The sequence below is a fragment of the Dehalococcoidales bacterium genome, assembly GCA_028716225.1.
GTDB lineage: Bacteria > Chloroflexota > Dehalococcoidia > Dehalococcoidales > UBA5760 > UBA5760.
In genome coordinates this window covers 1-14,619 of sequence record JAQUQE010000033.1, presented here as the reverse complement: position 1 = coordinate 14,619, position 14,619 = coordinate 1, and the positions used below count along the sequence as shown (strand labels likewise).

The 14,619-nt window shown below is 48.1% G+C and carries 9 protein-coding genes and 1 pseudogene; 4 read left to right on the top strand and 6 right to left on the bottom strand.

Annotated features, from left to right (window positions below):
- Window positions 1–189: 189 nt before the first annotated feature.
- The 3 genes from PHI12_11435 to PHI12_11425 form a co-directional block, all read right to left on the bottom strand.
- A complete protein-coding gene (locus PHI12_11435; protein ID MDD5511401.1) occupies window positions 190–702 on the bottom strand; it encodes a hypothetical protein in 513 nt (170 codons plus the stop codon).
- Window positions 695–1,390 carry a tyrosine-type recombinase/integrase gene (locus tag PHI12_11430; protein ID MDD5511400.1) on the bottom strand — a complete coding sequence of 232 codons (696 nt, stop codon included), beginning with the start codon at window positions 1,388–1,390 and terminating at the stop codon, window positions 695–697. The genes PHI12_11435 and PHI12_11430 overlap by 8 nt, the downstream gene beginning before the upstream one ends.
- Window positions 1,391–1,589: 199 nt before the next feature.
- A complete protein-coding gene (locus PHI12_11425) occupies window positions 1,590–2,651 on the bottom strand; it encodes a tyrosine-type recombinase/integrase (protein ID MDD5511399.1) in 1,062 nt (353 codons plus the stop codon).
- Window positions 2,652–2,946: 295 nt separating this feature from the next.
- Here PHI12_11425 and PHI12_11420 point away from each other — a divergent pair, with 295 nt between their 5' ends.
- Entirely contained in the window at window positions 2,947–3,936 is a 990-nt protein-coding gene (locus PHI12_11420) for a hypothetical protein (GenBank protein MDD5511398.1), read from the top strand.
- Between the two features lie 2 nt (window positions 3,937–3,938).
- Here PHI12_11420 and PHI12_11415 read toward each other — a convergent pair whose 3' ends face one another.
- From PHI12_11415 to PHI12_11405, 3 genes and pseudogenes are all read right to left on the bottom strand, one after another.
- Entirely contained in the window at window positions 3,939–5,174 is a 1,236-nt protein-coding gene (locus PHI12_11415) for a tyrosine-type recombinase/integrase (protein MDD5511397.1), read from the bottom strand.
- 2,245 nt (window positions 5,175–7,419) lie between these two features.
- Window positions 7,420–8,506: pseudogene (locus PHI12_11410) on the bottom strand (IS3 family transposase).
- Window positions 8,507–8,802: 296 nt separating this feature from the next.
- On the bottom strand, window positions 8,803–9,324 hold the full coding sequence (locus tag PHI12_11405; GenBank protein ID MDD5511396.1) for a hypothetical protein: 522 nt from the start codon (window positions 9,322–9,324) through the stop codon (window positions 8,803–8,805).
- Window positions 9,325–9,864: 540 nt separating this feature from the next.
- Between PHI12_11405 and PHI12_11400 the strand changes: the two genes are divergently transcribed.
- The 3 genes from PHI12_11400 to PHI12_11390 are packed head-to-tail and all read left to right on the top strand — an operon-like array spanning window position 9,865 to window position 14,557.
- Window positions 9,865–10,581 carry a hypothetical protein gene (locus PHI12_11400; GenBank protein ID MDD5511395.1) on the top strand — a complete coding sequence of 239 codons (717 nt, stop codon included), beginning with the start codon at window positions 9,865–9,867 and terminating at the stop codon, window positions 10,579–10,581.
- Between the two features lie 35 nt (window positions 10,582–10,616).
- Entirely contained in the window at window positions 10,617–11,819 is a 1,203-nt protein-coding gene (locus tag PHI12_11395; GenBank protein MDD5511394.1) for an SIR2 family protein, read from the top strand.
- Window positions 11,819–14,557: a hypothetical protein gene (locus tag PHI12_11390; GenBank protein ID MDD5511393.1), complete on the top strand. Its 2,739-nt coding sequence runs from the start codon at window positions 11,819–11,821 to the stop codon at window positions 14,555–14,557. Before PHI12_11395 ends, PHI12_11390 begins: the two co-directional genes overlap by 1 nt.
- Window positions 14,558–14,619 lie beyond the last annotated feature (62 nt).

The following is a 14,619-nucleotide window of genomic DNA, read 5'->3' as shown; positions in this document are numbered from 1 at the left end:
TTTTTTACAATTACAGCATTGCACGAAATGTCCTTTCGTTCACTCACAAAATGAACCTATATTTACATGAACGGCGACAATGCCACCCGTTTGACGATTGCACAATTTGCGGGGCGAAACGTTCAATACGTAAATTTACACGGGAAAGGGGCTGATAGGCTTGCTTGTGAGGTTATCTGCGGTTGAGGGCTAAGCGCCGCCGTAGAGGGCAGCGTGGGGGCTTTTCCAGGCAGCGTCGGCGGCCTGCCTGCCCGCTGTTGTTAAACGGAAGTACCTGCGGGGAGGGCCGGAGGGGCAGTGCTCCTGAAAGGCGGAGGGCTCCTCCCTGCCGGTGAACTCGACCCAGCTCAGCCTCTGCAGGTTGGAGAAGTAGACAACAAACGAGTGATAGTTGCAACTGCTTGTTTTATATGGGAGACGTGATAGGTGCCGCTCGGTTAGCTCTCCGATTCTCTCCGGGCTTATGCGGCGCTTATCGCGCCCGGCTAGACGTTCCTCTTCCTTTGTGGCTCTATCCATTGCTGTGGCCTGCATGAGGGCGTTCTTGTAGCGGTAGAATATCTCGGATTGCGGAGCGCCTATATCAGGGTTGATAGAAGGAGCGCCGTAGGGACCGTTCCCCGATAGGAACTCCCTGATGAACCAGCCGCAGCCGAAGGGTCGCAAGAAACCGCCCATCTTCGGCCTAAGTGCCTCAGGCACTTCCTTCCCCCTTCTCCCAGAGCCCCTGGTACCAGTCGCGGTGTTCCTCGCCGGCGATCTTCCTGTATCTGGCGGTTGTGTCGAAGCTGGCATGCCCCAGGTGCTCCTGTAACATCCTGAGACCGTCGCCGGAGTCATTATGCTTCATGGCGTGGACGGCGAATGCGTCGCGCAGCCGGTGCGGGCTGATGCCGCACTTCCTGCCGGTGATCGGGTTCTCCAGACCTCCGAGGCCGGCTCGGGAGGCGCAGTCGCTGACGATCTGCCAGGCGCGATGGCGGTTGATGCCGAAGATCACCTGCTTAGCGTCTCTGGTTACTGGGCCGCCGCGCTCGATGTAGTCTTTAAGCAATGCCAGGGTGCCATTATCGAGCGGCAAGGTGCGTACGCGGCGGTGTTCTTGCTCCCTGGCTACAGTCTGTTCCACTTTATCGCCGCACTTCGGGCAAAAGGTATGAGCTTTGCCCAGCCTGGCATTGCATTGGGGGCATGATATCCTGATACGAAATTTAAGATGCTTGATGGTGACTCGGCCATGTTCGAGGTCTACATCATCCACGGTCAGCGCCAGGGCTTCCGAGATACGGCAGCCTAGATGGAACAGAATATGAACCAGCAATCTATCGCGAAGGTTTTCTGCGGCGTTTTCCAGTAGACTTATTTCTGTTGGTTCGAGATATGCTTTCATCTTTCTTGCCTTCCTCACGTGTTTTGGACCCTCGAACACTACGCTTGTTGTCAGCGAGGTATGCCTTAGCGATAATTCGAGCCAAGATTCGCAATCCTTCGTTTCGCTCAAGACTCTCAGCCATTGGCTTCACTTCTTGACATAAGAGTTCTGCCGTATAGAGCACATTTATATTGAACTGCATAAATCGCTTTAGCTTTCATGTATCCCTCTCCATAGCTTTTCTCCCGTGTTTATTTTTCCTTAAGCAAGGCATTTTTAAGTTCAGGTTATCGGCCGGGGAGAACTTCTGGTGAGCAATTTTGACATCAGACTCAGCTAAAGCTACGTATCCGCGTAAAACCTCTAGGGATGAGTGTCCTGTCATTTGCTGTAGGCTGAAAAGATTGGCGCCGTTTCGCAGAAACTCGATGCAGAAGGTATGCCGGAAGGTGTGAGGTGAACACCGCACGCCTTGTAACCCTGCCTTTGTACCTAGATCTTTGATGATCGTTTCCACTCTGTTTTTTGTGAGCGGCCAACCGTCTTGCGTGAGGAAAAAGTTGTCAATTGATCCCGTCGCAGGTTGCGGCCGATGCAGCTGATACTTCCACAAGGCCGCCAGCAGCCTTTTCCCCATCGGAATCCGGCGCTCTTTAGCTCCCTTACCGAAGACCTTGAGCATCTTATTTCTGAGATCGACGTTATCTTTTTTTAAGCCGATCAACTCACTCAATCGCATCCCTGTGTCCAGAAATGTTAAAATTATTGCATAGGCCCTGAGACCGGATATATCGGAGGTGTCCAGTGCTTGAAGCAAACTTTGGATTTGGTCTTCGGTAAATGGGGTTATAACCTTCGTAGGTGCTTTAGGTATTTTTATTCTGGCGAACGGGTTGACCTCTAAGAATCCTTCCCTGAATAGCCAACTCCAAAAGGCGCTGATGCTACGAAGATAACAATTAATTGTATGTCCTGTGAGTTTCCTGTCGTGACTTTTGATGAATGGGTGCGACTGAAAACGCTGAACCTCCTTCAAGTGTAAGATGAAGCTGCGGATTTCGCTCGTACCAATTGATTCCACGTTAGTGGGCAACCCGGAGCCCGTCAGAAAATTATTGAAATAGCTCACAGCTCTTTCGGTAAGCATGATTGTGTTTTCGCTGATTCCCTCACTACGAGCGCATAGTTTGTAACCCTCAATGAGCTTGCTCAACTCGGTTGCAGCAGACTTGTCGAGGGCTTGTTCTAGGAAATCATTTATTTCATGTTCTAGTGTCATTAGCTGTACCGTCCGTCTTACTGTTCAGAGCCTTTCGATTATTAATCTGAGGCGGGAATGGAATCTTAATCGCCCCGGTTTTCTTTGCTATCTATATCTCCTATATTCTCACTTATTGGACAAAAGAAACGATTGTTATTAGAATAAAACAGATTTGCAATAGTGGCAGTTTTTACCGGTTCTGTTTAGTTTTCAGAAGGAAGTTTTTGTGGAAGCCCCATCTAACATCGATAAGTGTCTAGCGATCTTGGTATTACGTAGAGCGGGTTGCTCTCAGGATGATGTATCAAGCATAATGCATTGTGCCAAGTCGAGAGTAGGTGAGGTGGAGAAATGGTTTAGTACAGAGATATCCTACTCGATGGCGGTTGAGGTGTGTAGTGAGGCGGCTATCAAAGAAGTAATAAGTTTAGACATTATTACTTCTGATGAAGTGCATAAAGGGCTTCTGCAGAAGGTGGAGCGAATTACGCCGGGTGTTATTCTTCGACACTACCGGCAGGACCATCTTATACGGCCAAGATTTCAAGAAATCAAGGATTTAGCTATTCAGCTTCATAGCAGCATTTCCAGTATCAGCGCAAAGGACCGGTCTATTTGGGGACTTCCCGATACCGGTTATCCCCCACAGACCTCTGAGTCTGGGCTAAAGCTCTGGATGGATCGTGGCGAACTGGTGGTAAAACTATCGGTAGAAATGGATCATCTCTATCCGCTTTTTATGGCCAGACTGAAAGCCTCCTTTTCGGAGTTTGGATCCTATGGCCGGTGGCGAAAATCGCTTGATAGACTTGTTTATATGTGTTGCGCTCTGGCGGCGGAAATCCGAAGCAAGGCCAAGGATGAAACGAATTTGCTCTTGGACAACCCTCCAGGTGCAGTTCTCAGTTTTAATGTCAGCACTTGGGGTACAGGTGAAACGGGTGGGCTCTCGGGCACTCCCCCCGCAATAAGGGAAAGCTATCTGGACAACGTTTCCAAGTATATTTACGAATTTGCTGTGGACAACTTCGCTTCCGAGAAGCAACCGAACCTGGAGGTTCTTCAAGAACAATCCGGCAACTGCTGGCTTGTGCCTGCAGATGCTCATAACTATCATCTCGCCACGGGCTCTTTGGACGAAATGGAGAAGTGCAGGGAAGCTACTGTCTCCCTAGCCGCCCGATATGCCAACGATGAACGCATTGGCAAAATAGTCGCCGGGGCACGAAAGGTGCGAAAAGACGCAGTACCGTATATAACGGCACTATCTTCAATCTTCGAAGAAGCCGCCGACGGCAGCTAATCTCAACGCTTTTTAGTTTTACTGTCCCTGGCAGCGCGGGCTACAGCCAGTTTCCTTTCCATCGCGAGATTATCCACGGGGCTGGCCGTAGCATGAGCCTTCTTAATATCCACATTAGCCAACTCGCAATAGCGCCTGGTCATCTCAAGTGATGAGTGCCCCAATATCTTCTGCAGGCTGAAAACATCGCCGTCGTTTCTAAGATAGTTGATGGCAAAGGTATGTCTCAGGGTGTGAGGGGAGCATCTGACGCCGCTGAGGCCGGCCATCAGGCCGTAGCGTTTCATAATAGCATCCACGCGGTTCTTGGTTAGCGGCCTGCCGTCCTGGGTCAGGAATAGGTTATCTATTTTAGGCAGAACCGGTTCGGGGCGATATTGATGGATGTAGCGCCATAGCAGTTTGCGAATCTGCTTACCGATGGGCACCAGCCTCTCCTTATTGCCCTTGCCCAGGACCTTGACCAGCCCTTCTTCAATACAGACGTTTCCAATTTTCAGATTTATCAGCTCGTTTATGCGCAGGCCGGTATCCAGCAAGGTAAGGACGATGACCGTGTTGCGATAGCCCTCCGCCGAGCCGTTCATGGCGCCTAACAGTGAATCGATCTGGTGCGGGGAGAAGGTGGCTATGATCTTCCTGGGCGGCTTCGGTATTTTAAGTTTGGAGAAGGGATTTAGCTCGATGATCTCTTCTTCGACGAGCCAGGACCAGAAGGCCCGGATGGACCTCATGTAGGTATTCACGGTGTGTCCGGAGAGACCCCTCTGCTGCGGCTTGCTATAGGGGTGATGGCTTAAGCATACCTTCTGCTGCAGGTAGAGGATGAAGGCCCTGATTTCCCGCGTGCCTATTACGGTCACGTCGGTGCTCAGGCCGCTGCAACTGAGGAAGTCGTTGAGGTATCTCATGCTGTTGATAACGATTGCCGTGGAGTTAGGGCTTTTCCCTTCGGTGGCGGCGCACAGCCGGTAACCTTCAAGCAGGCCGGCGATGTCGGTGCCGGAATTTGACGAAGCAAGCACCCTCTCTTTACAGATAGGGTTTTGCGGGCTAGAATAGATACGAATTTCGCGGGTGTAACTCAGTGGTAGAGTATTTGCTTCCCAATCAAGCCCTCTGCCCTCAAAGCTGGGCGATCCGGAATTAGCTACGAAATTATCCCGTCTAGGCAAGCACTCCCTTGTCGGCGCGATTGTATCGTTAACTTTGATGAGGTCATGTTTTGTCATCTTCATAGTTTGCCTCCCATTTATCATTCCATGCCTGGTTTCCGTGTTAAGGATCTGTTCAAACAACATCTCCAAAACCTGTTACTAAGTTGAATCCCCTTCCTTTTCAGCAACGAAAGGAGTATTTCATACGGTTTCGTAGATTATCTAAGTCGCCTGGGCCTACGTTTTGGTTTGCGGGATAGCGGATAGGCGGTGACACCCGCGCACTGCTCACAGCGCCACTTTTGCCTTACTGTATCGGCGTAGCGATAAATACCGTACTTGCGCATTTTTTTTGAATAGCAGAAAGGGCAAACCGGCATGCTAGTTGTATCCTCTCACTATTATAGTAGATGCAATGATAATATAGCATATTATATTTGTGTTTGCAATAAATGATCTACAATAAATATTACTCGATATGAATCGGTTAGACGGTTTATAATCCGGGCACGGATGATTTGAGTAAGAAGGTATCACATGACATTTCCGAGTGGTATCATTCAGGATGCCTGGCAAAGGCGAAGAGGACTCTGCGCTAACCGTGGCAAAGGTTTGGTTTTTTCTAACAGAGATCGAGTAGGCTACGGCGCTCGGCATCCGCATCATAGAAAACCCGTGCATGAAGATAATGGCGATACTCTCCAAAATTATGCCATACTCTGTGTGAATGAACTTGAACACTACCGCTGTAACGTCGGACATAGTGGGTTGGGGTGGCGGTATTATTCACCAATCGCAGATTCGGAACTACCCTCTCTTTATGCTGGTGAACGCATTAGTAAAGCTGTGTATCCTTATACTCTGAAATTTTCCCATGCACCCTGAGGGAGATCTCTCAGGAATAGCTTCTCTAGTCAACCTTTCCAACATAGCCTGTTTTTTCCATCACCATATCCAGCCAAAAAGCTGGATACAACCATGTCCAGGCTTCCATTCATTGACTTTAAACTATTTATTGGTTGCGGATCTCGTTTCGTTACAACATTCGGAGAATAGGATAGTTTGATTCCCGGCCCGGCGAGGTTGGCATTTTTGATAATACTTGAAATCAGGGGCCAGCCACAACCGATATTAGGCTGGTATTATAGGGGCGATTTCTGGCTGAATTTCCAGACTCCTTTTTGACTGAATTCTTTTTTTGGCTAATTGACTAATTTAGACTAAATCCCATATCCGCAGCTATATGAACAGCCGAATCAGCCATAATTTCAGGCTCATTTCAGGCAATCCTCCGGGATAAATAATGGAGACCGTATGCAGCAGGGGGTTCTCCAGAGAAGAAGAATCCATTTTCCTTTATGAATTCTTCTGCAGCAATAGACTCAACAAAATTTAGTTAGTGTTCAAATCCTACTGGGAGATACCAAGTGGCAGAGGTTCGAACATTTCGAAATGGTGTCTAATATCCAATTTACCAGTTTATGGGCATCCTCTAACAAAACTCGATGGGCTTGACAAATTTAATACACTAGTATATATATTTATGTTGCATTATATTTTATTACTTTGGAAAGTATTCCCTTGGATTTATTGGAGGCATATTATGGCAGAGAGAATCGTTTATTGTGGAGAATGTGGAAAGGAATTATATCGTCTCGGTCATATTGTAGACGATAAACCATCACAATGCCTCTATTGTAAATCTACGATGAAGTCCTACGTTACACTCGGCCTATCCAGAGAGTATACTCTCAGTGTATCTACTCCTAATAGCTGTACCACTTACAGAGTTGGCGTGACCAGTATTCTAGCTTAACGCGCTGGTGACTTGTAAACCGGTAAACTGTGCGAAGCGATTATAGAATCTGATGTTTTGACCAAAACGGCATGTGGCTGAAAAATGTTAGTTTTCGTTATCTAATCTAAACAAACCGGACGAATGTTCAGTAACTCTGTATTAACGATCTTACTTCGTGACCGACATTTGCTGAAGCCAGATACCGTGATGCATGAAAGCGTCAACCTCTAAACGATCGCCGACGGGTGTGAATCCTAACTTTGAGAAGAAACCAACAGATGTGCTTCGAGCATGTGTTTGAACTGTGACTGAGTTCTTATCTTTAATAAGTTCGAATAATGCTTCAACCAGATACCTTCCGGCCGCCCTTTTCTGAAATTCCGTTTTCACTGCAATGTGACGGATTTCAATCTCACTCTTAGATAACCAGTTAGCTACAAGTGCTCCAATAATAACGTTGTTATCAACAGCAATGATTTCTATTTGAGGTTTGTCTTGACCTTACCCCGCAATTAGTAGCACCGCTATTTAGAGTCCCGCCGTTGTTTTAGTATATTCCATAGGCGTCATATCATTCAACGAGCTGTGTGGTCTGACTTCATTGTAATCCCTTCGCCAGTCTTCGATGACATCTCTGGCATGTTTCAGATTCATAAACCAGTTGGCATTCAAACACTCGTCACGCAGTCTGCCTTAAAGCTCTCAGCAAAGGCATTATCCACTGGTTTTCCGGGACGAATGAAGTTCAGCTTCACGCCTTTGCGATAAGCCCACTCGTCCAATACTTTTCCTGTAAACTCCGGACCGTTATCCATAGTAATGACCTCTGGCAATCCCCTGATCTCAACCAGTTTCTCCAGCACACCGACCACTCTGCGTCCTCCCAGGGAAGTATCTACCTCAATAGCCGGGCATTCCCGCGAATAGTCATCGATAATAGCCAAGGCGCGAAAACGCCGCCCGGTTATGATGCTATCGGTAACGAAATCCATGGACCAACATTGGTTTGTCTTATCTGGTGACGACATCGCTACTCTCAATCCGGCAGCACCTTTCCTTCGCCGCTTCCTCCTGAGTGCCAACCCTTCCTCCCGATATATCCTTTCCGTACGCTTGTGATTGACTACCAGCCCCTCCCTCTTGAGCATGATGTGGAGACGGGGACTGCCAAATCGTTTTCTCTGTCCTGCTATCTCCCGCAAGCGCTGGCGCAAGGCGGTATCATCCTCCGATTGCGGTTTGTAATGATAGACCGAAGCCGAAATATTGACCAGCAGGCAGGCTTTCCTTTCACTCAGCCCAAGACTCTCCTTGACATGGGTAACCGCTAGACGTTTGGCCTTGGGCTTTAAAAGTTTTTTGACAGTAATTCCTTCAGTGCCCGGTTGTCCAGGGCCTGCTCAGCCACGATCTGCTTGAGCCGCCGGTTCTCGGCTTCCAAAGCCTTTAGCCGTCTCAGGTCGCTGACTGTCATCCCAGCGTATTTTGCCTTCCAGTTGTAGTATGTGGCATCGCTCATCCCATACTTACGACATAGATCAGAGACCTTGGCGCCGGCTTCTCCTTCTTTGAGAACCGCTATGATCTGCTCTTCGCTGTACCGCTTTGCTTTCAATTGAGTCCTCCTCTGTTGCTTTATTATAGCTGAGGACTCTAATTCAGAATGCTACTGTTTTTGGGGGGAACGTCAGTCTAGTTTAAATGATTGACGAATGTTCCGATTGAAGTTAAGAGGTTTCCATAGGACATCCCATAGAAGCTGATCCAATTCTTCTTGCTCTTGGTGAGTGGTCGCTTGTTTAATATTCACGTTGACATTATAGCTTATTCAAAGCTGACAGAATAACACATCGCTAGATTATTCTCTTTTCACGAAATAAGCTATTGTTATGTTTACACGGAGTAATCCCCCTAATATTGGCAAGCGCTTTTCCATTGTTCAAGTAATTTGTTGTAGCCATATTGATCAGGATGTACCACTATGTAGTTTTCGTTACGCTTGGGTGGCCTACCTAGAAGGAACTTTGTTAGTTCGGGATTAGGTACTAATCTCACGTCTGAAAACCAAAGAAATCCTTGTAATTCCTTGTCAGAAAAAATGCGCCTAGTTATTGCCAACAAATGTGTATCAGGAGACGGGTTGGTGTTGTTCAAGAGTGCTATCCCTGCTGCATAACCACCTGCAATGATACAACCTACATTGGTAATTATTCCGTCAAACTTAGATGGAGCTCCTCCTTGATGAAACAGCACCATCATTCCGATACTAATTTTCTTAAGCGCATCTGCATACCGTCCTGGGCTCACAATATCCTGAGAGGCGGCGACTTTGGCCATAGATAGTTCTCGGGCTTCTTTAGCACCCTCTAATGTGGCCTGTCTTTCATTTGTAGCAGAAATTACGACTGCAATCGGTCCCTTCTCCTTATTCATATTCACTCTCCAATTCAGTTCCGCGAGGTCAAATCAAAATAGGCCAGAAAACTCTTTCCTGCATTCTCCATATCAACTCACTACGAGTTGATATCGTCCCCCTCTTGACCTTAATGACAAGATATATTGGATGCATTCGTTCGTCAAGCACTGCTCAGGACTCGCCAGACAACACACTCCAAGCTTTTGTTACCCCATCATACTATCTCATGCCAATTGGCATGATGGTGACAGAAAGTCATTATGTAACTGCATTATTGTCTCCATGTATAGAACAATGCCGGTTAGGTCACAGCCTATAATTTTTTTGGCATAGGGAGAGAGTGCCGGGGGCTATATGCCTGCCTGATAACTGCATTCCTCTATGGTATGATGGTCATATCTTGAGCTTACTGCCAGTTCTTGCCCCCCAGCATGACGAAGACAGCTTACTTCAACTGGACCAGGTTGACAAATCCATTTCTCAGCACTAAGGTATTACTACCTTATACGTATTCCATTTGACTCAGATAGGCTTCTTATATGGAGGGTTTGCGACAAATGAGCTCCTCAATTTTAACCGAATCTCAAGGGATTTTCGCTGCAGCGGTAGCCTTAATCGCCATTTCAATTTCAGTACTCTATCCGTCTTGGCGAACTATCAATGATATATTGAGTTCTTTACCAGCAAATGGCAAAAAACTAAGGTGGAATTTCAGGGATATTACGGACGATAGAGAGAAGGACAAAGCAACAATTCTGCTCATCTTTTTCATGGGTATAGTGTTTTTCGTTTTAGCAGTTTTTTCTGGACTCTTTGCTATGATGGGAGTTGCTTCTCAGATGATAGGTTACCATTTTGGTTTCACCCAGCAGGAGAACTATGACTTTGGCAAGTGGTGTCTGTACATAAGCATTTTCATGTTATTTCTAGGGTTCTTCGCTACTGGTTTAATCTATGGAATCAAGTTGATATCACTGATTAATGGAAAGCCGGATCCGACGACGACTAGTATTAGTCAAATCAAACCATTAGAACATGAGGATATTGCAAAAAGGAAAGGGATAGTAAGACAGTTCATCTTATTAATAGCCATACTTTTCATCACCGCTTTGGTTCTTGAAACTTTCAATTGGTTCAGCGATTCCATTAACGCTCTGATAACTTTGAGCATACTAATACTAGTTTATGTTTTTATTGCTAAGTTAGGAAAATGCAAGGCCTTTAGCTGGTTTCGTAATCTGAGACACCGCGATTCTAACAGAGGAAGTAGATAGCATTCTCAAATCGAATGAGAATTATGAGAGGACAGATGGGGCAGTCAGTTAAGAGAGCTAGTATCGACCGAGTTATCTCACTGGGCTCTGGCTTGGCAGCTATACCAGAGCGCCTCCTTCTTGCGCATGCACGTGGTGAAGTTCTCTTTATCGCTGGTGCCGGCATCTCCCAGCCCGCAGGTTTGCCTAATTTTCGTGGTCTCGTGCTCAAAGTATACGAGCAGCTTGATGCAGCCGTATATGCAGTCCTTTCTGGTATCCCAAGTGGAACCTGCAATCACGATAGTGTGGACACATCCTGCTTGACTAATCAACAAGCCTCAGAGGTTAAGAGGTTCGCCAATGGAGATTATGATGTCGTCCTGGGGATGCTAGAACGTCGAATAGACGGACAAACAAATGGCAAGAGTCGCGTCAGGCAGACAGTAGCAAGTGAACTTCGTACACCTGCCGTTAAGCCTGCCCCAATTCACCGAGCTTTGATGCGTCTTGCCGATCGTGGGGGAGCAGTAACAATTGTAACAACCAACTTTGAGCTACTCCTTGAGAATGTGGCAAAGAAGCCTCTGGCGATTCAGACATACGCTCTTGGAGGAATCCCAAGGCCAGCACGTAGTGAAGACTTCAATGGCGTTCTTCACATCCATGGTGCGTTGGATCGTGATCCGGCCAGAACCTCGGACTTAATCGTTACCGACCAAGATTTTGGAGAGTTCTATCTGCGAAGACGTATCGTGCCAGACTTCATCTACGATGCGGCTCGGTTATTCAATCTCGTCCTCGTTGGATACAGTGCAAACGACCCACCAATGAGATACCTCTTCAACGCCGTCGCCGCAGATGGCGTGCGTTTCGACGATCTCAAAGAACGCTTCACCTTCGTGGGAACCAGTGATCCTATTGAATATGAAGACTGGAAGGGTCGAGGAATTACACCCATTACTTACGACCCAGCAAATGGCCATTCGGTGCTTCTCGATACTTTGGAGCGCTGGGCAGCCATGTCAGCCATCAACGGCAAAAGGAGCCTAGTTGATGCTGCTGTGAAGCGCATTGCTGGCACAAGCCGAGGTGCCGCAAGTGATACTGACCGCGATCTCTTCGATCATCTGATTCGCCGTAGCGACTCGAACGAGCGTGTCCGGCTATCTGCTCTAATATCCAAACAGAAGGCAGATTTAAGTTGGATTGACGCTATCGTAGCGATTTCTACAGAGAACGATCAGGAGTACCACTGATGAGGCCACGATGGGCAAATCTCAATAAACAAGAGATAGCGGCTTTTCGTGCCACGGTCGCGTTTTTAAACGGTCGGCTTGAAGAGGATAAGACTGTTATTTGGGCACTACAGCTTAAGCCGCATGACACAATTAAGCGTTTAGCGCTGCTCGAACTGATAGGCAGTCCATCCGGGCGAAACATCCGTGAGCCGTGGCGATCCGCATGGCACCTGATCGAAGAAAGCTGGGATAATCAGACAGCTGAAGACTACGGGGCAACCAACGTATATGATTTCCAGCATCGACTACGCGCGGGGGATAGATCGGGACCACTCGTCACGGCAATCGTTGACCTAGTTGCGCCACGACTCAAGGTAGAGCCGTTTTCACCTTTGCATCTACATTACCAGAAACCACCAAAACAGCCGAAAAAGGTCGAGGACATTTTCTCGACAGAGCTGACAAGCGGGGAAATAGTCAATCCCGGCGTACTGGACTTAGAAGTATTGGCCGAACGTTCCTTCCTCGTGTCCTTAGCCATTGCCCTAGATGCTGCTGTTGCCAAAGGACTAGATATTGCTCGGCGTATCGGTTGGGACGGGGAGCGCCGCCTATGGCATCTTGGACAGCTCCATCGCGTCTACTACGTACCGCCGGCCGAGCGTTCTGATGAGGAGAATGAGCCAGACGAGTATCATCGAGGGATTGCCCCATCGGTGAAGCTCCTGCACTCTGTTGTTTCACGACTCGTCGATATCGATAATCCCAGCGCGGTTGAGTTTGTCCACAGATGGAAGCTGACAAACTCGCCAATCCACCTGCGGCTTTGGGCGGCACTATCGCGTGACTCTCGGGTTACACCCGCTAACGAAGTAGGTACCTTGTTGATCTCATTAAATAATGAATGCTTCTGGAACCTTCACTATTATCCAGAGATCGCTGAACTACGAGCAAAGCGCTTCGGCGAACTTGAACCACATATACAAGCTATACTCACGGCCCGAATCAGAAAATGCCCTCCTCGCAATCAGTGGCCAAGAAACGTTGAAACTGATCGCATCGAAAGCGCACGGTTATACTGGGCAGTTCGGGAGCTACGACGCATCGAGGTTGCTGGTAACTCTTTGCCAAAGCGTGATAAGGCTTGGCTGGATGCGAGGATCAATGAGTTCTCAGACTTGGTTAAGATGGCCCGGCTTGACGAGGGTTTTTTGGAGTCTCCCAAGGCCCGCTGGGTGCCACCAAACCCAGACAGTCGATATGACTTATTTACAGGCGAAGAGCGATTGAAAGCTCTGGAAGCCGCCCTCTCGACGACACGTGGTAGATGGGAGAGCGATTCTGCCGAAGGTGCAAAGGACTGGATTAAGAAGCCCGGTAATCCAGTCCAAGTCATCGCCGATTTTGAATCCATGCCCGACGGTGGATCTGCCTTCGCAAGAGTCTGGGAGTGGTTCGGTTGGGTGCATTCACCGGAGGTGGGACAAGACAAAGATGGAGCACAGCGCGATTTGCAGGCGGAGAGCTCTCAAGTTCTGTCGCTACTCGCCAAGTTGCCGGAAACGACCGTCCGTCAAGCCATCGATGGCATATCGCACTGGCTCTCCACGTGGGAAAAGCAGGTCGTCGTTCTGCCTACGGGTCCTACTGGCTGGTTCAAGGTTTGGCCAGTTGCTGTTGAGGCCACCAACGCAAAGCAACCTCTTGAAGAAGAAATCAATCTCAACACAGTTGTGCAATCTTCAAATGACCGTGAGCCAATGGACCTCGATACACTGAACACCTCAGCAGGGAAACTGGTCGGTGTTTTCCTTGCTGCATGCCGGACCGTTAAGCCCGGTGATGCCCCGTTTTTGGACAACACTGTCCAGAGACAGATGCGGGATGCAGTTGAAGCCTCGATTGGCCCTGCAGGATTAATTGTAAAGTATCGGCTAATTGAGGGGCTCAATTATTTTTTGAAAGCGGATTCCGAATGGACGATATCCAACTTGGTTACTCCATTATTGAAAGATAACTCTGATGCTCGTGTTCTGTGGCGCGCAGTTGCTCATCGAACAAGATTTTTCGAAGAGTTAAAACTCATCGGCGAACCTATGGCAGAGCGCACCACAGATCGAAGACTCGGCAGAGAAACTAGGCGTTCTCTAGTTTTCAGCCTCGTCATTGAATGTCTTCATGCATTTCATGAGAAACGCGATCCTGCAGTTCCTAACGTCCGCATACAACAGATGATACGGTCACTCGATGATGAAGTTCGCGCATATGGAGCGGATGCAGTGCAACGTTTCGTCCACGCTATCTCTACGCCACATGAGGGAGAGCAAGCCCCTCCGTCACCTGAGCAACTCTTTCGAGATGTGGCCGCACGATTCCTTCGCGATGTCTGGCCGCAGGAGCATTCACTAGCAACACCGGGTGTTAGCCAGGCACTGGCAGATCTTCCTGCGACCGCGCAAGATGCATTCGCAGAAGCGGTAGACGCTATAGAACGTTTCCTTGTACCCTTCGAATGCTGGTCTATGCATGATTACGGATTGCATGGAGAAGAAGACAAGAATACGAAGCTCTCGACCATAAATAATCCTGAAAAGGCAGCTGCCTTCTTGCGCCTCCTTGATTTGACGATCGGGACAGCCGAAGGGTCTATAGTCCCGTATGATTTAGCTGATGCACTCGATCAAATTCGCAAAGTTGCGCCTACGCTAGCGGAGAACCGAGTATTTCGTCGCCTTGCGACTATGACTCGACGGTGATCTCAGTTGTTTGTTTAAAAGTGAAGTCTTTAATAACGATATCTGGCTGCACAATTCATCGT